This window comes from Rhabdothermincola sp., from assembly GCF_036846205.1.
Taxonomy (GTDB): domain Bacteria; phylum Actinomycetota; class Acidimicrobiia; order Acidimicrobiales; family Acidimicrobilacustridaceae; genus Rhabdothermincola.
Window position 1 is genome coordinate 27,042 of the sequence record NZ_DAIUCK010000010.1, and the last position, 16,594, is coordinate 43,635.

At 69.0% G+C, this 16,594-nt stretch carries 12 protein-coding genes; 5 read left to right on the forward strand and 7 right to left on the reverse strand.

The features are described 5' to 3' along the window. Nucleotides 1–6 precede the first annotated feature (6 nt). The 4 genes from V7004_RS02850 to V7004_RS02865 are packed head-to-tail and all read right to left on the reverse strand — an operon-like array spanning nt 7 to nt 4,013. Nucleotides 7–618, reverse strand: a complete 612-nt coding sequence (locus V7004_RS02850) for a GTP-binding protein (protein WP_208028881.1) — start codon at nt 616–618, stop codon at nt 7–9. Further along, on the reverse strand, nt 599–973 hold the full coding sequence (locus tag V7004_RS02855; protein WP_334141976.1) for a DUF742 domain-containing protein: 375 nt from the start codon (nt 971–973) through the stop codon (nt 599–601). Before V7004_RS02855 ends, V7004_RS02850 begins: the two co-directional genes overlap by 20 nt. Then, nucleotides 970–1,392, reverse strand: a complete 423-nt coding sequence (locus tag V7004_RS02860; protein WP_235979885.1) for a roadblock/LC7 domain-containing protein — start codon at nt 1,390–1,392, stop codon at nt 970–972. Before V7004_RS02860 ends, V7004_RS02855 begins: the two co-directional genes overlap by 4 nt. A 41-nt stretch (nt 1,393–1,433) precedes the next feature. Next, complete coding sequence (locus V7004_RS02865) at nt 1,434–4,013, reverse strand: sensor histidine kinase (RefSeq protein WP_334141979.1); 2,580 nt, start codon at nt 4,011–4,013, stop codon at nt 1,434–1,436. A gap of 221 nt (nt 4,014–4,234) precedes the next feature. Here V7004_RS02865 and V7004_RS02870 point away from each other — a divergent pair, with 221 nt between their 5' ends. From V7004_RS02870 to V7004_RS02880, 3 genes are all read left to right on the forward strand, one after another. Further along, nucleotides 4,235–4,948, forward strand: a complete 714-nt coding sequence (locus V7004_RS02870; RefSeq protein WP_334141981.1) for a DUF4388 domain-containing protein — start codon at nt 4,235–4,237, stop codon at nt 4,946–4,948. Nucleotides 4,949–5,127: 179 nt separating this feature from the next. After that, nucleotides 5,128–5,934 carry a hypothetical protein gene (locus tag V7004_RS02875; RefSeq protein ID WP_334141983.1) on the forward strand — a complete coding sequence of 269 codons (807 nt, stop codon included), beginning with the start codon at nt 5,128–5,130 and terminating at the stop codon, nt 5,932–5,934. A gap of 75 nt (nt 5,935–6,009) precedes the next feature. Next, nucleotides 6,010–6,426: a DUF4190 domain-containing protein gene (locus V7004_RS02880; protein ID WP_334141985.1), complete on the forward strand. Its 417-nt coding sequence runs from the start codon at nt 6,010–6,012 to the stop codon at nt 6,424–6,426. A gap of 43 nt (nt 6,427–6,469) precedes the next feature. Here V7004_RS02880 and V7004_RS02885 read toward each other — a convergent pair whose 3' ends face one another. Both V7004_RS02885 and gltB read right to left on the reverse strand, forming a co-directional pair. Continuing rightward, the gene (locus V7004_RS02885) at nt 6,470–7,933 is read right to left on the reverse strand and encodes a glutamate synthase subunit beta (RefSeq protein ID WP_334141987.1); all 1,464 of its coding nucleotides are present in this window, start codon (nt 7,931–7,933) and stop codon (nt 6,470–6,472) included. After that, the gene (gene gltB / locus V7004_RS02890) at nt 7,926–12,536 is read right to left on the reverse strand and encodes a glutamate synthase large subunit (protein WP_334141989.1); all 4,611 of its coding nucleotides are present in this window, start codon (nt 12,534–12,536) and stop codon (nt 7,926–7,928) included. Before gltB ends, V7004_RS02885 begins: the two co-directional genes overlap by 8 nt. A gap of 202 nt (nt 12,537–12,738) precedes the next feature. Here gltB and V7004_RS02895 point away from each other — a divergent pair, with 202 nt between their 5' ends. Both V7004_RS02895 and V7004_RS02900 read left to right on the forward strand, forming a co-directional pair. Continuing rightward, nucleotides 12,739–14,040, forward strand: coding sequence for a M18 family aminopeptidase (locus V7004_RS02895; protein ID WP_334141991.1), 1,302 nt, complete (start codon nt 12,739–12,741; stop codon nt 14,038–14,040). After that, complete coding sequence (locus V7004_RS02900; RefSeq protein WP_334141993.1) at nt 14,037–15,923, forward strand: primary-amine oxidase; 1,887 nt, start codon at nt 14,037–14,039, stop codon at nt 15,921–15,923. The genes V7004_RS02895 and V7004_RS02900 overlap by 4 nt, the downstream gene beginning before the upstream one ends. A 28-nt stretch (nt 15,924–15,951) precedes the next feature. On the opposite strand, the gene V7004_RS02905 is transcribed toward V7004_RS02900, so the two are convergent. Beyond that, the coding region (locus V7004_RS02905) for an AMP-binding enzyme (protein WP_442967995.1) at nt 15,952–16,594 on the reverse strand (643 nt) is incomplete at its 5' end.

The window sequence follows — 16,594 nt, forward strand, 5'->3', positions numbered from 1 at the left end:
GCCGGCTCAGGCGCCGGCCGACGCCCGGATCAGCGCATGCTGCACCAGCTCGAGCAGCGCCATCTTGGTCTGGGCCCGGTCACGTGCGTCAGTCGTGATCATGGGCACGTCGGCTGGCACTGCGAGCGCCTCCCGCACGTCTTCGATTGCGTGGTACTGCTTGCCGTGGAAGAGGTTGATCGCCACGATGAACGGCACCCCGTTCGTCTCCATGTAGTCCACGGCCGGGAAGCAGTCGGCGAGGCGGTTGGTGTCGACGAGCACCACCGCTCCGATCGCACCTCGGACCAGGTCGTCCCACATGAACTTGAAGCGGTCCTGGCCCGGGGTGCCGAACAGGTAGAGGATCAGGTCCTCGCCGAGCGTGATACGGCCGAAGTCCATCGCCACGGTGGTCGAGGTCTTGCCCGTGTTCACGCCGCCCGTCTCGTCGATGCCCTCTGCGACCTTGGTCATGGCGGCTTCGGTCGTGAGCGGGGCGATCTCGGAGATCGAGCCCACGAACGTCGTCTTCCCCACGGCGAAGCCGCCGGCGACGATGATCTTGACGGGAAGCGGAGCGTTGTCGCCCGCTGCTGGTTCGGCAGAGGCCGGAGCCTCAGAGCGCTTGAAGGCCATCGAGCACCCTTTCGAGCAGTTTGAGGTCGGGACGTTCGCCAGTCATGGAGTGTTGCGGCTTGTAGCTGGTGAGGAAGCCCTCCTCGGCCATGTCACCCACCAGCACGCGGGCGACACCGAGAGGCACGCTCAGATGTGCGGACACCTCAGCGATAGAGATCGGCGTATTGCACAGCGCCACGATCTTCTTGCGCTCGAGCGCGAGTCGTGGCGCCGCCGAGACGCCTTGAGGCGTCACTTTGACAAGGGTCTCGAGCGGCAGGTCGGCGTTCGAGCGCGTGCGGCCTCCCGTCAGCACGTACGACCGTACGCGCAGGCCCGGGCCGTCGTCGTGCTCGTCGCCGGACATGGTCATCGGGGCAGGGCAGCCTGCAGCTCGGCGCGGATCTCAGGTGTCAGGACGGTCCCCGCCTTCTCCACGAGCACCGCCATCTCGTAGGCGACCAGGCCGATGTCGCAGTCAGCCGTGGCCACCACCGCGAGGCAGGAACCATCGCTGATCCCGGTGACGAAGATGATGGCGTTCTCCATCTCGATCATGACCTGGTTCACGGCGCCGCCACCGAAGCGGCCGGCTGCACCGAACGCCAGGCCGATGAGACCCGAGGACATGGCCGCGAACCGGTCTGCCGCGTCGCGGTCAAGGCCCGCCGAGGTCGCGATGGGCAGGCCGTCGGCGGACACGACCACCGCCTCGTTCACGCCCGGCACCTTCTCGGCGAAGTTCTGGACGAGCCAGTTGAGGTTCCTGGCTTCCGAGCTCAGTTCGGTCATCTGTGTGGCATCCTCCGCGTTGGACGTACGGGCGGCCGTCGTCAATCCCTGTCCTGTCTATCCGAATCGGCAGCTCCCCGGCCTTTGTTGAGGCCCGAGCGGTAACGAGAGAGCATCTTGCGGACCTCTTCGGGGGAGCGCTGGGTCTGGCCGGTCGACCGAGCTGCCACCGGAGCAGCACTGCTGGCACCGACCCCGTCCGCCATCCGCTTCTTCGGTGTGCGCCTCACGAGACCCGCGGCGGTGAGGGTCTCGGCGGGAGCGGGTGGCTCCTCGACGACCGAGGGTGCCGCCGCGGTCGTCACCTGCTCCTCGGTCTCGACCGTGGTGACCGACCCGATGCTGCCTCCGCCCTCGGGCTCGGCCGGCGCGATCACCGACGGCTCGAGGGACCCCGACGCCAGTTCCTCGTCAACGAGCGATTGGAGCCCGCGATCGAACGCCTCGCCCTCCGGCACCACCTCTTCGACGAGCTCGTCGAGAAGGTCCTCGGAGGTGACGGCGACCGGCTCCGGCTCCGGCTCGGCCGCCGGAGGCGCTTCCTCGACCTCCTCGACGATCTCGACCTCGTCGACGGTCTCGAGATCGACGACCTCCTCGCCCCCGGTGGTCGCCGGGGCGAATGCAGCCTCCTCCGCTGCGGAGACGTCCGCGACGGCGGGGGCGGCGGCGGGCTCGGCCGGCTCCTCACCCTCCTCGCCCGGATAGGTGACCAGATCCGGTGGAAGCGTGACCAGGGCGGTCACCCCACCCGAGGGGGAGGCGGTGAGCTTGACGGAGATGCCGAAGCGCTGGGCGAGACGCCCGATCACGATGAAACCCAGCGACCGGGACAGGGCCAGGCCGACCAGCGGAGGCCGCGCCAGCTGCTCGTTCGCCTCGGCGAGCTGGTCCGCGCTCATCCCGATACCTTGATCTGAGACCGAGATGATGTAGCCCTCTGCCCCCGCGCGGTGGCCCACGATCTCGACCATCGTGTCCGGCGGTGAGAAGTGGGTGGCGTTCTCCATCAGCTCCGAGAGCAGGTGGGCCAGGTCCACGGCCACGTTGCCGCCCACGGTCGCGTCGTCGAGGGCGAGCAGTTGGATGCGGGCGAAGTCCTCGACCTCGCCGATGGCGACCCGCACCACATCGGCGAGCGCGACGGGCCGGCCACGCCGGCGTGGCGGCTCTGCCCCAGCCAGCACCAGCAGCGACTCGGCGTTGCGTCGCATCCGGGTGGCGAGGTGATCGAGCTTGAAGAGGTTGTCGAGCTGATCCGGATCTTCCTCGTTCGCCTCGAGCTGATCGATGAACTCGATCTGGCGGTCGAGCAGGGTCTGGTTGCGGCGAGCGAGGTTGATGAAGATGTCACCGATGCCCTTGCGGAGCAGCTGTGCCTGCTCTTCGGCCACCTCGACCGTCACCTGCTGGATCGAGTTGAAGGCGTCCGCCAGCTGACCCACTTCGTCTTTGGAGTTGATGTCGATCGGGGTCAGTGTGGCGCTGAGAGGCTCGTCGGCCTCGTCGGGGTTCCGCAGCCGCTCGACCAGGCCCGGCAGCTTGTCGGTCGAGAGCGTGTAGGCCGCACTGGTCAGCTTGCGGAGCGGGACCGTCGTGGCCCGGGCGACGAGGAAGGCGATGGCCAGGGCCAGCGCGATGGCGATCACCGCGCCCACGATGTACAGGCGGGCCGCGCCCTGAGCGGAGGAGGTGAGGTCATTCGCGGTCGTCACCACGTCACGGATGAATCCCTGCTCGATGCCGTAGAGCGACTCGTTCGCATCGAGTGCCGACCGGATGACCTGGTCCGCGGACACGGTGATGACGTTGCTGTCGGCTCCCTCGTCGAGGATCGTCTTCTTGAGATCGTCGAACTTCAAGCTCGCCAACGCATCCCGCTTGACGATCTTGGCGGGCCCGGGTGCGTACTGGTCGAAGTTCTCGCTCGCCTGGTCCTCGTCGTTCCCGGCCGCGATGGTGCGCTGGTACGAGACGCAATCCTCGGCATCGACGGACGAGCAGGGCGTGCCCTCTTTGTTGGTGAAGGCTCCCGACACGGCGACCGAGCTGAGCAGCGCGCCTTGCTCAGCTCGAGCGGCCTTCACCTGCTCGAAGTTCGTGACCGTGCTCAGACCGAGCAGCAGATCGGCATCCGAGGCCTCCTGCACGATGCGGGCGTTGATCGCGATGAGGTCGCTCGCGGTGTTGCCGTACTGGTCGACGGCCCCGGATGGCACCGTCTGGCGGTTGTCGACCGAGAGGCGGTTGGTCCGCAGGTTGCCGAGGCGCCGGTCCGCCAGGTCGATGGCATCCTTGACCTGCTGGTTGTCCCGGCCGGGCTGGATCCGGTCGAGGGCGCCGCGGTAGCGATCCAGCGCGGCGTCGGTCGACTGCCGTTGCGCGTCCAACTCCGGGCGGTACCGGGCGCCCCCGCTCGCCATGTACGCGGCCGACCAGACCGATTCCTGCTGAAGCTGGTTGATGAGATCCGAGTTGACGGTGACGAACTGGGTCAGCTCCTCCACTCGGCTGGCATCGCTCGCCTCGGCCAGCCGACCGGTCACCCCGACCACGGCCAAGACCACGAGCACGATCACGGGTGCCGCGAGGACCGTGACGAGCTTGGTGCCGACCTTCATGTTTCGCAGCATCGGAAGCCTCGGATATCTCGGATCGATCGACTCTTCGCGCCTTACACCCGGACCCCGACCAGCGTGTCCCGCCGCGGGAGCCCGGCTCCCCCCGGCACCTCACCCCTCACGGCTGATGGGCCGGTACCAACTCCAATCGACCACCCGGCGGGGTTCTTGAGGACCAGCCTCCCGAAATCCCGCTCGACCCACACGCTAGCGTCGGGGCGATGCCCGCCCGTGGACCTGCGCTCGAAGGGACCTTGGCCGACCTCCCGCTGGACGAGGTGCTGACCTTGCTGGCCAACACCCGCCAGACGGGCATCCTCGAGCTGCGGGGAGCCAACCCGGGCCTGGTCGCACTCCACCAGGGCGAGGTGACGATCGCGCTGTCGGCCATGGGCCCGACCCTCCAGCAGGTCTTCCTCGGCTCTGGCATCACCGATGCCGATGGATGGGAAGCCGCCATCGGCGCGGCCGATCGCGGGGTGGCGCTGACCGAGACCATCGTCCGGCTCGGCTGCGACCTCACCGCTCTGCGGCGCACCCTCCACGATCAGACGGTCGGCGCCGTCTTCGAGCTGCTGCTCCCGAGCCGCGACACATTCGAGTTCCTCCCCGGCGAGCAACACCCGGTCGGCGACACCTTCACCTTCCCGGTGCCCGAGCTACTGGAAGAAGCGGCGGCACGCCTCGAGGCCTGGAAGCAGATCGCGGAGGTCATCCCCTCCACGGCGATGGTGATGCGGCTGGCCAGGTCGCTCCCCGGCCCGGAGGTCACCATCAGCTCCGGGGAATGGCACGTGCTGGCCCGACTGGATGGTCGAGCGACGATCTCCGAGGTCATCCGCGAACTCGGGATGAGTGCCTTCGCGGTCTGCGCCGTGCTGCACCGCCTGGTGGAGGAGGGTGTGGTCGAGCCGGTGGACACATCGGCAGGGTGAGACGAGCGGCCAGCGCCACCAAGGCTCTCCGATCCGCCCGCTCCTCCCTCGTGGACACAGGGCCGACGCCGATGCGGTCGCCCCTACCACAACATCCCGGCTCGCGGGCGTCGCGGTCGCTACAGTGCGCGCCTGACCCGCGCTCCGTTGATGGGCGCGCCGGACACGGGAGGACGACTGTGAGCGATACGCCCCAAGGGCCTGGCTGGTGGCAGGCCTCCGACGGCAAGTGGTACCCACCGGAACAAGCACCAGGTGCACAGCAACCCGCGGGTGGGCCGGCTGGGGGGTTCCCGTCCGTCGGCGAGGCCTTCAACTACGGGTGGACCAAGTTCCAGGCCAACGTCGGCCAGATCATCGTCGCCGCCATCATCGGCTTCGCCATCATGGCGGTGCTGTCGCTGATCGGCTACGTGCTCATCTTGGCCAGCGTGATCAACGCCTCAGGCGGTTGCGAGTTCAACCGGCGCGGCGAGTACGTCTGCGACACCGGCCCCGGCTTCTTCGTCATGCTGCTGGCTTGGGCCGTCTTCCTGGGGCTCTTCTACTTCGGTCAGTTCCTCTTCGACCTGCTGATGATCAGGGTCGGCCTCCTGACCACGGCGGGTGAGCCGCTGGACATGAGCCGGTTGCTGAGCGCCGAGCGCCTCGGTCCCTACCTCCTCGGTGCGGTCATCATGACCGTGCTGGCGATGATCGGATTCGTCTTCTGCATCATCCCCGGCATCCTGGTGCTGATCTTCGGGCGCTTCTTCGGCTACTACATCCTCGACAAGGGCCAGGCTCCCGTCGATGCCATCAAGTCCAGCTTCGACCTGGTCAAGAACAACTTCGGTTCCGTGTTCGTGTTCCTCTTGGCCGTGTTCGCGGCCAACTGGGTCGGCTCGTTCCTCTGCTTCATCGGGCTCATCGTCACCGTCCCACTGACCGCGATCGCCACCGCGTACTACTACCGGCGGGCCGAGGGGCAGCCCGTCGTGGCCTGACGGGACCCAGCACCTGGAAGGACGAAGGTCGGGGCGGCCGAACGGCTGCCCCGACGGCCTTCACGAGCGATCACCATGAGCGATACCTCCCAAGGGCCTGGCTGGTGGCAGGCCTCCGATGGCAAGTGGTACCCACCTGAGGCCGCTCCCGGACCGGGGCCGACCTACACGTCTGCTCCATATGCTGGCGCTTCCTACGGGTTCCCACCCACGCCGAGACCCGCCCAGATCGAAGGGTTGGCGATCGCCTCGTTCGTCGTCGCCTTGGTCGGGCTAGTCATGCTGTGCATGTACGGACTCGGTGTGGTTGCCTGCATCGCCGCCATCCCACTCGCCATCACCGCTCGGGGGCGGATCAACGAATCGAACGGTGCCCTCACCGGTGAAGGATTCGCCACCGCCGGTCTGATCATCGGAGCGATCGGCACCGCACTCGGCGTGCTCGGGCTCATCCTGCTTCTCGGCATCCTTCTCGGCGCCAACTCAAGCTGAGGTTCTGACCCGTTGAGCCTCCCGGCAACCTTGAAATCGCCGATCAGCGCAGCGGCGCGGAGGTCGGTTCGATCGGTGCGGGCAGCAGGGTGTCGCCGGTGAGGTAGCGATCCACTGCAGCCGCGCACGAGCGACCCTCGGCGATGGCCCAGACGATCAGGCTCTGGCCCCGCCCCATGTCGCCGCACACGAAGACCCCGTCCACCGAGGTCGACCACCCGTCGTCTCGGGCCACGTTGCCCCGACCGTCGAGCTCCACGCCCAGCTCGTCGAGCAGGCCCGCCCGCTCCGGCCCCACGAAGCCCATCGCCAGGAGCACCAGCTCGCAGGGCAACTCGAACTCCGTGCCCTCGACAGGCTCGAAGGTCTGCCGGCCGTCGACGACCCGGCTCTCCACCTCGACCGCTCGCAGCGCCCGGACCCGACCCTGCTCGTCACCGAGGAACTCGAGGGTGTTCACCGAGAACACCCGCTCGCCGCCCTCCTCGTGGGCCGAGGAGGTGCGGAACATCAGGGGCCAGGTCGGCCAAGGAGTGCTCGGGTCCCGCTGGTCCGGGGGCCGGGGCATGATCTCGAACTGGTGGACGACCGCCGCGCCCTGCCGGTGCGCGGTGCCCAGGCAGTCGGCGCCGGTGTCACCACCGCCGATGATCACCACCCGCTTGCCCGCCGCGGTGATCGGAGGCTCGTCCAGGTCGCCCTGCTGCACCCGGTTGGCCAGCGGCAGGTACTCCATGGCCTGGTGGATGCCGTCGAGCTCCCGCCCGGGGATCGGCAGATCACGCCACGTCGTCGCCCCGCCGGCCAGCACGATGGCATCGAAGTCGGCGCGAAGCTGTTCGACGGTCAGGTCGACCCCGACGTTGACGTTGCAGCGGAACTCGGTGCCCTCGGCCTCCATCTGGGCCAGCCGCCGATCCAGGAAGCGCTTCTCCATCTTGAACTCGGGGATGCCGTAGCGCAGCAGCCCGCCGGGACGATCCGCCCGCTCGAACACCACGACCTCGTGGCCGGCCCGGGTGAGCTGCTGCGCGGCCGCCAGGCCTGCGGGACCGGAGCCCACCACCGCCACCCGGCGGCCGGTCTTCTCCCCGGCAGGGAGGGGCTGCACCCAGCCCTCGGACCAGGCCCGCTCGATGATCTCGACCTCCACCTGCTTGATCGTCACCGGGTCCTGGTTGATGCCGAGCACGCACGCCGCCTCGCAGGGCGCAGGACAGAGCCTCCCGGTGAACTCGGGGAAGTTGTTCGTGGCGTGGAGCCGGTCGATCGCCTCCCGCCAGTGGTCGCGGTAGACCAGATCGTTCCAATCGGGGATGAGGTTGCCCAGCGGGCACCCGTTGTTGCAGAACGGGATGCCACAGTCCATGCAGCGGCTGGCCTGGGTGCGGATCTTGACGATGGGGAACGGCTCGTAGACCTCCCGCCAGTCGCGCAGGCGCACCGGTACCTCACGGCGGGCCGGTGTCTCCCGCCGGTGCTTGAGGAACCCCGTCACGTCACCCATGAGCGGCCGCCATGATCGCTTCGAGCACGTCTTCTCCCTGCTCCTCGGCCCGGCGCTGGGCCTCCAGCACCCGCTTGTAGTCCTTCGGCATGACCTTGCGGAACTGCTCCACCCAGGTGTGCCAGCTGTCGAGCAGCCGCGCCGCGACCACCGAGCCCGTCTCGTCCAGGTGGCGCTGCACGATCTCGCGCAACCACTCGCGGTCCGTCTCGTCGAGGGGATCGAGATCGACCATCTCGTAGTTCAGCCGCTCCGGGAAGGTGCCGTCGACGTCGTGCACGTAGGCGATCCCACCCGACATGCCAGCGCCGAAGTTGCGCCCGGTGGGACCGAGCACCACCACTCGCCCGCCGGTCATGTACTCGCACCCGTGGTCACCGACGCCCTCCACCACCGCGGTGGCCCCGGAGTTGCGCACGCAGAACCGCTCCCCCACCATGCCGCGCAGGAACATCTCGCCCCCCGTCGCCCCGTAGAGGATCACGTTGCCGGCGATGATGTTCTCCTCGGCGGCGAACGGGCTGCCCGCGGGCGGGCGGATGATGATGCGCCCGCCGGAGAGGCCTTTGCCCGTGTAGTCGTTCGCGTCGCCATCGAGGCGCAGGGTGATGCCCCGGGGCACGAACGCGCCGAAGCTCTGGCCGGCCGAGCCCGTGAACTGCACGGTGATGGTGTCGTCCGGAAGGCCTGCGCCGCCGTATCGCTTCGTCAGCTCGTGGCCGAGCATCGTGCCCACCGTGCGGTTCACGTTGCGGATGGGCAGCTCGATCCGGACCGGCTCGCCGCGCTCGAGCGCGGGTTGTGACAGCCGGATCAGCTCGTTGTCGAGCGCGTGCTCGAGACCGTGGTCCTGCTCTCGGACCCGATGGCGACTCGCTCCCTCGGCCAGGGCGGGCATGGTGAGGATGGGCGTGAGGTCCAGACCGGAGGCCTTCCAATGCTCGACCGCCCGGCGGGTGTCGAGGACCTCGCTGTGGCCGATCGCCTCGTCGAGGCTGCGGAACCCGAGGCGGGCCAGCAGCTCACGCACCTCCTCGGCGATGAACTCGAAGAAGTTCACGACGAACTCCGGCTTGCCGCTGAACCGCCGGCGCAGCTCGGGGTTCTGCGTCGCCACCCCCACCGGGCAGGTGTCGAGGTGGCAGACCCGCATCATGACGCAACCCGACACGACCAACGGCGCGGTGGCGAAGCCGTACTCCTCAGCGCCGAGCAGCGCACTGATCACCACGTCGCGGCCGGTCTTGAGTTGGCCGTCGACCTGTACCACGATGCGGTCGCGCAGGTTGTTGAGCAACAGGGTCTGCTGGGTCTCGGCCAGGCCGAGCTCCCACGGTCCGCCGGCGTGCTTGATCGACGTCAGCGGCGCCGCTCCGGTGCCGCCGTCGTGCCCCGAGATGAGCACCACATCCGCATGCGCCTTCGAGACCCCGGCCGCGACCGTGCCCACCCCGACCTCGGCCACCAGCTTCACGTGCACCCGAGCCGCCGGGTTCGAGTTCTTCAGGTCGTGGATGAGCTGGGCCAGGTCTTCGATGGAGTAGATGTCGTGGTGTGGTGGCGGGCTGATGAGCCCCACGCCCGGCGTGGAGTGCCGGGTGGAGGCGATCCACGGGTAGACCTTGTGCCCCGGGAGCTGGCCACCCTCGCCGGGCTTGGCTCCCTGGGCCATCTTGATCTGCAGGTCATCCGCGTTGGTGAGGTACTCGGCGGTGACCCCGAATCGCCCCGAGGCCACCTGCTTGATCGCGCTGCGCTTCGAATCCCCGTTGGGCAGCGGCACGAACCGCTCCGGGTCTTCGCCGCCCTCACCGGTGTTGGAGCGCGCCCCGAGCCGGTTCATGGCGATGGCCAGGGTCTCGTGGGCCTCCGCCGAGATCGAGCCGTAGGACATCGCACCGGTGCTGAACCGCTTCACGATCTCCGAGACCGGCTCGACCTCCTCGAGCGGCACGGGCTCGCGCACCCCTTCGCGGAACTCGAACAGCCCCCGCAGGGTGGCCAGCCGGCGGGCCTGGTCGTCGACGAGCTTCGTGTACTCCTTGAAGATCTCATAGCGGCGGGTACGAGTGGCGTGCTGGAGTTTGAACACCGTCTCCGGGTTGAACAGGTGGTACTCGCCCTCACGACGCCACTGGTACTCACCCCCCACCTCGAGGGTGCGGTGGGCCCGCTCGGTGGGGTTCTTCGGGTACGCGAGGCGGTGCCGGGCCTCCACCTCGGCGGCCAGTTCGTCGAGCCCGATGCCCCCCAGCCGGCTGACCGTGCCGGTGAAGAACTCGTCCACGAAGTCGTGCGCGAGCCCGATGGCCTCGAAGATCTGGGCCCCGGTGTAGGAGGCCACCGTGGAGATGCCCATCTTGGACATCACCTTCAGGATCCCCTTGCCGCAGGCCTTGATGTAGTTGCGGATGGCGGTGTTGGGGTCCTTCAGCTCACTGCGACCCTCCGCGATCAGATCCTCGATGGTCTCGAACGCGACGTAGGGGTTGACGGCCGCCGCGCCGTAGCCGATCAGCAGGCACATGTGGTGCACTTCGCGGGCCTCGCCGGTCTCGACCACCAGCCCGGCTCGGGTCCGGCTCTTCTCCCGGATCAGGTGGTGGTGCACCGCGCTGGTGGCCAGCAGGGCAGGGATCGGTGCCAGCTGCGCCGTCGACCCCCGGTCGGACAGCACGAGCATGGTCGCCCCCTGCTCGATGGCCTCGCTGGCCTCCTGCCGGATTCGGTCGAGTGCCGCCCGGAGCCCGGAACCACCCTCCGCCACCGGGTACAGGCAGGAGATCTCGACGGTCCGGAAGTCGTCGAGTCCGGGATAGGTGTGGATGGCTTTGATCTTGGCCAGCTCGTCGTTGTCGAGGACCGGCCGGGGCAGGTAGATCTGCCGGCAGGAGCGCGGGCCGGGTGCGAGCAGGTTGCCCTCCGGCCCGACGGTGGCGCCGATGGCCGTGACCAGCTCCTCCCGGATGGCGTCGAGCGGTGGGTTGGTCACCTGCGCGAAGAGCTGGTGGAAGTAGTCGTAGAGCAGCCGGGGGCGGGATGACAGCACCGCCAGCGGGGTGTCGGTCCCCATCGAGCCGATCGGCTCCGCGCCCGTACGAGCCATCGGCTCGATGATGAGCCGCAGCTCCTCGGAGGTGTACCCGAAGGTCTGCTGGCGCTCCACCACCGAGCCGTGCGAAGGCAGGGCATGAGAGCGCTGGGGCAACAGATCGAGCTCGACCAGGTTCTCGTCGAGCCACGCCTGGTACGGCTTGGCCCGGGCGAGCTGGCCCTTGATCTCGGCGTCGCCGATGATCCGCCCGGCGGTGGTGTCCACCAGGAACATCCGCCCCGGCTGCAGGCGGCCCTTCTGGACGACCCGCTCGGGGGGCACGTCGAGCACACCCACCTCGGAGGCCATGATCACCAGGTCGTCGCTGGTCACCCAGTACCGCGACGGCCGGAGGCCGTTGCGGTCGAGCACCGCACCGATCACGGTGCCGTCGGTGAACGCGATCGACGCCGGGCCGTCCCACGGCTCCATCAGCGAGGCGTGGAACCGGTAGAAGGCCTTCTTCTCCGGCGTCATCGACTCGTGCCGCTCCCACGCCTCGGGGATCATCATGAGCACCGCGTGCGGCAGCGAGTACCCGCCCATGTGGAGCAGTTCGAGGGCCTCGTCGAAGGTCGCCGAATCGCTGGCCCCCGGGGTGCAGATGGGGAAGATCCGGTCCAGCTCGCCGGGGAGCAGATCGCTCGCCAGCAAGGCCTCGCGGGCCCGCATCCAGTTCCGGTTGCCCTGCACGGTGTTGATCTCGCCGTTGTGGGCGATGTAGCGGAACGGGTGCGCGAGCGGCCAGGAGGGGAAGGTGTTGGTCGAGAAGCGGGAGTGCACCAGCGCCAGGGCGGACTCGACCCGTTCGTCGGTGAGATCCGGGAAGAACTCGGGCAGCTGCGGCGTGGTGAGCATGCCCTTGTAGACGAACGTGCGGCCCGAGAGGCTCGGGAAGTACGCGCCGCTCACCCCGTTGACCGGCCCCAACTCGTGCTCGATGCGCTTGCGGACGATGTAGACGCGCCGCTCCAGCGCCAGGTCGAGCAGGTCGTCCCCGGCGAGGAACACCTGCCGGAAGGTGGGCTCCACCGCCCGGGCCGACTCGCCGATCATCGAGTCGTCGTGAGGCACGTCACGCCAGCCGAGTACCCGCAGCCCCTCGCTGGCCGCGATCTTCTCGATCTGCTTCGCCACCTCGTCGGCCTTGTCCCGATCGCGGGGCAGGAAGGCCATGCCGGTCGCGTACTGGCCCTCGGCGGGGAGGTCGAAGTCGACCTCGTCCCGGAAGAAGCGGTCGGGGACCTGCAGGAGGATGCCGGCGCCGTCGCCGGTGTTCACCTCGGCGCCCAGCGCCCCCCGGTGCTGGAGGTTGCACAGCGCGCCGATGCCCATGCGCACGATCTCGTGGCTGCGCAGGCCCTTCATGTGCACCACGAAGTTGACGCCGCAAGCGTCGTGCTCGAAGCGGGGGTCGTAGAGCCCTTGGGCCGGAGGCAGCTCCGGGCTGGATCGGGGCGTGCCTGGCGGGGTTCGCCGCCCCGGCTGGTCGTGTGGCTGTGAACGCATACGTCTTCCGGACTCGAGGCGTGGAGGGCCACGCGCAGGGAACGGGCTTCGCCGCATCCACCTGGACGACGCTGGCCAGGCAGCGAAAGGGTGCCGAATGCTACACGGAGGCCGCAGGCCCAGCCATTCCCCGGCTGCGTCCCGGCCTGGTCTCGGCGAGGCCAGGACGGCGCCCCGGGGGCCGACGGGTAACCTCCGCGGCGTGCCAGACCGCTCTGAGGAGGCTCGGGACCTCATCGAGTTCATCGACGAGTCCCCCTCACCCTTCCACGCGGTGCAGGCGGCGGCTCGGCGGCTCCACGACCTCGGCTTCGAGAGGCTCGATGAGGCGGCGAACTGGCCCCCCGGTCCCGGGCGGCACGTCGTCATCCGCGGTGGTTCCCTCGTCGCCTGGATCTGCGACGACAGCCGGCGGGTCGAGGAGGGGTTCCGCATCATCGGCGCCCACACCGACAGCCCCAACCTGCGCATCAAGCCGAACCCTGATACCGGTGCTGCCGGCTTCCGCCAGCTCGGTGTCGAGGTCTACGGCGGCGCGCTGCTGAACTCCTGGCTCGACCGCGACCTCGGGCTGTCGGGCCGGGTAGCGCTGCGCGATGGCTCCGGCGGAGCGCACCTGCAGCTCGTGCGGGTGGACCGGCCGCTGCTGCGCATCCCGCAGCTGGCCATCCATCTCGACCGCGGGGTCAACGAGACCGGTCTCAAGCTCAACCCGCAGCAGCACCTGGTGCCCGTCTGGGGTGTCGGGTCGACCGGGGAGGGCACCTTCCAACGCTTCCTGGCCGATGAGCTCGGTGTCGGCCCCGACGACATCCTCGGCTGGGAGCTGATGGCACACGACCTCTGCCCGTCGGCACTGGTGGGAGTCGACGAGGAGCTGGTCAGCGCGCCCCGGATCGACAACCTCGCCTCGTGTTACGCCGCGCTGCGCGCCCTGGAGGATCTCCCGCCCGCCACCGGTGCCGGGCCAGTCCCCGTCATCTGCCTGTTCGACCACGAGGAGATCGGCAGCCAGTCCGCCCGGGGCGCCGACAGCACCATGCTGCCCACGGTGCTCGAACGCATCTGCCTCGCCGCTGCTCGGGAACGAGAGGCCTTCCATCGCTCGCTGGCCCGATCGATGTGCGCATCGGTCGACGGCGCACACGCCACCCACCCGAACTACCCGGATCGCCATGAGCCCCAGCACCAGATCCGGGTCAACGGCGGGCCGGTGCTCAAGGTGAACAGCAACGTCCGCTACGCCACCGATGCGGCCGGTGCAGCAACGTTCGCCCTGGCCTGCGAGTGGGCGGGCGTGCCGCTCCAGCGGTTCGTCACCCGTACCGACCTGCCGTGCGGTTCGACCATCGGCCCGGTCACCGCGGCCCGCCTCGGTGTGCCGACCGTCGACGTGGGCCTCCCGCAGCTCGCGATGCACTCGGCTCGCGAGCTGTGCGGTGCCGCCGATCCAGCCCTGCTCATCGCGGCCCTGACCGGCTTCCTGGAGGTACCCGGCCCATGACCCACCCGCTCGAGGCGCTCACTCCCGACGAGCTGCGGACCGCCGCCGCGCTCTACCGGGAGGCTCGCGGCGAGGCCGACCCCCTCTTCGTGTCCGCCTCGCTCTCGGAGCCCTCCCGTGAGGAGCTCGCCACCCTCGAGGCCGGCGGCCAGGTGCCCCGCAGGGTGCGGATCGTCGCCGTGGCCGGCCCCTGCGCACTGGCGGAGGCCGTCGTCTCGCTCACCGACCGCCGGGTCGAGTCGCTCGAGGTCATCGAGCCGGCGCGCCCGCCGGTGCTCTTCGAGGAAGCGATCGGTGCCATCGTCGCGGTCAAGGAGCACCCCGACTGGCAAGCCGCCATGCGCCGCCGCGGCATCGACGACTTCGACCGGGTGCAGCTCGATCCGTGGCCGCCGGGGACCTTCGGGCTCCCCCATGAGGAGGGCCGGCGACTCACCAAGGTGATCTCGTACCTGCGCGAGCACCCCGAGGACAACGGCTACGCCCACCCCATCGAGGGCGTGCTCGCCCACGTCGACCTCGGCACCGGCGAGGTGCTGTTCGTCGAGGACCTCGGCGTGGTCCCCATTCCTGAGGAGAGCGGCAGCTACTACCCCGAGCACCAGGTCGCGCTGCGCACCGATCTGAAGCCGATCGAGATCACCCAACCCGAAGGCCCGAGCTTCACGGTGGAGGGCAACCTGGCTCGGTGGCAGCGCTGGCAGTTCCGGGTCACCCTCGACCCGATCGAAGGCCTGGTGCTCCACCAGATCGGCTACGAGGACGGTGGGCGGCTGCGGCCGATCATGCACCGCGCGTCGCTGTCGGAGATGGTCGTCCCCTACGGCAGCACCGACCCGATGCACCGGTGGAAGAACGCGTTCGACGCCGGCGAGTGGGGCATGGGCCGCATGGTCAACTCGCTCGAGCTCGGCTGCGACTGCCTCGGCGAGATCCACTACTTCGACGCCCCGATGCTGACCGAACGTGGCGACGTCAACGTCGTCACCAACGCGATCTGCATGCACGAAGAGGACTACAGCATCCTCTGGAAGCACCACGACATGCACTCGTTCCGCACCGAGGTACGGCGCCAGCGACGGTTGGTGGTGAGCGCCATCTACACCGTCGGGAACTACGAGTACGCGTTCTACTGGTACTTCTACCTCGACGGGTCGATCCAGCTCGAGGTCAAGCTGACCGGCATCATCCAGCCCCAGGCGGTCGCACCGGGGGCCGACCCCGGCAACGCCAACCTGATCGCACCGGGGCTCGCGGCCCCACACCACCAGCACCTGTTCTGCGTCCGGCTCGACATGGCCGTCGACGGCTTCACGAACTCGGTGGTGGAAGTGAACGCCGAGCCGCAGCCACCGGGGCCGGACAACGAGTGGCACAACGGCATCGTGTCGGTGGCCACCACCTTCGAGACCGAGCTGCAGGCGCGTCGGGAGGTGAACCCGGCGACCAGCCGCTCGTGGCGCATCGTGAACCCGCGCCGCGTGAACCGCCTGGGTCAGCCCGTGAGCTACAAGCTCATCCCCCAGTCGTCACCGACCATGCTCGCCGGCGACGACTCGTGGGTGGCGAGGCGGGCCGGGTTCGCCAGGCACAACCTGTGGGTCACCCCCTACCACCCCGACGAGCGGCGAGCGGCCGGAGACCACGCCAACCAGTCCGGAGGGGGTGACGGGCTCCCGCGATGGACCGCCGCCGACCGGCCGATCACCGACACCGACATCGTGGTGTGGCACACCTTCGGCGTCACCCATCTCGTGCGACCCGAGGACTGGCCGGTGATGCCGGTCGAGAGCACGGGTTTCCTGCTCGTTCCCTTCGGGTTCTTCGATCGCAACCCGGCGCTCGACGTGCCGCCACCCTCCAGCGGCCACTGCCACACCTGAGCTGCATCCCGACGCGCGCCAGAGACCCTCAGATACGGCGGTCGCGACCCGACCAGTAGCGGTCGCGTAGCTGGCGGACGTAGAGCTTGCCGGTGGGGTGCCGGGGCAGCTCCGGCTCGAAATCGATCGAGCGAGGCACCTTGAAGCCGGCGAGTCGTTCCCGGGCGAAGGCGAGGATCTCGGTCTCCAGCTCCGGTGTGGGGGCGACCCCCTCCGCGAGCTCCACGGCAGCCTTCACCTCCTCCCCCCATTCGTCGTGGGGGATCCCGAACACCGCCACGTCGAGCACCGCGGGGTGTTCGACGAGCACCGCTTCGATCTCGGCGGGGTAGATGTTCACCCCTCCGGAGATGATCGTGTGCGCGGCACGATCCGAGAGGTACACCCAGCCGTCGGCGTCGACGTAGCCGATGTCACCGATGGTGTACGTGCCGGGGCCCGCGTGCACGCTGGCCGTCTTGTCCGGTGCGTTGTGGTAGCTGAACACCTGCGTCCCCCCGGTGCTCCGGCACCACAAGGTCCCCTCGGTCCCCGCGGGAAGTGGGTTGCCCTCCGGATCGCCTGCGTAGACCTCGTAGGTCGGGATGGCACGGCCGACGGTGCCGGGATGCGCCAGCCACTCGGCGGAGTCCACCAGCGTGACCACCCCACCCTCGCTCGCCCCCCAGTAC

Bases quoted from the DNA above. Each gene is read 5' to 3' on its own strand.
- V7004_RS02855 (WP_334141976.1), bottom strand. From the start codon at position 973: ATGACCATGTCCGGCGACGAGCACGACGACGGCCCGGGCCTGCGCGTA.
- gltB (WP_334141989.1), bottom strand. From the start codon at position 12,536: ATGCGTTCACAGCCACACGACCAGCCGGGGCGGCGAACCCCGCCAGGC.
- V7004_RS02885 (WP_334141987.1), bottom strand. From the start codon at position 7,933: ATGGGTGACGTGACGGGGTTCCTCAAGCACCGGCGGGAGACACCGGCC.
- V7004_RS02850 (WP_208028881.1), bottom strand. From the start codon at position 618: ATGGCCTTCAAGCGCTCTGAGGCTCCGGCCTCTGCCGAACCAGCAGCG.
- V7004_RS02860 (WP_235979885.1), bottom strand. From the start codon at position 1,392: ATGACCGAACTGAGCTCGGAAGCCAGGAACCTCAACTGGCTCGTCCAG.
- V7004_RS02870 (WP_334141981.1), top strand. From the start codon at position 4,235: ATGCCCGCCCGTGGACCTGCGCTCGAAGGGACCTTGGCCGACCTCCCG.
- V7004_RS02900 (WP_334141993.1), top strand. From the start codon at position 14,037: ATGACCCACCCGCTCGAGGCGCTCACTCCCGACGAGCTGCGGACCGCC.
- V7004_RS02880 (WP_334141985.1), top strand. From the start codon at position 6,010: ATGAGCGATACCTCCCAAGGGCCTGGCTGGTGGCAGGCCTCCGATGGC.
- V7004_RS02865 (WP_334141979.1), bottom strand. From the start codon at position 4,013: ATGAAGGTCGGCACCAAGCTCGTCACGGTCCTCGCGGCACCCGTGATC.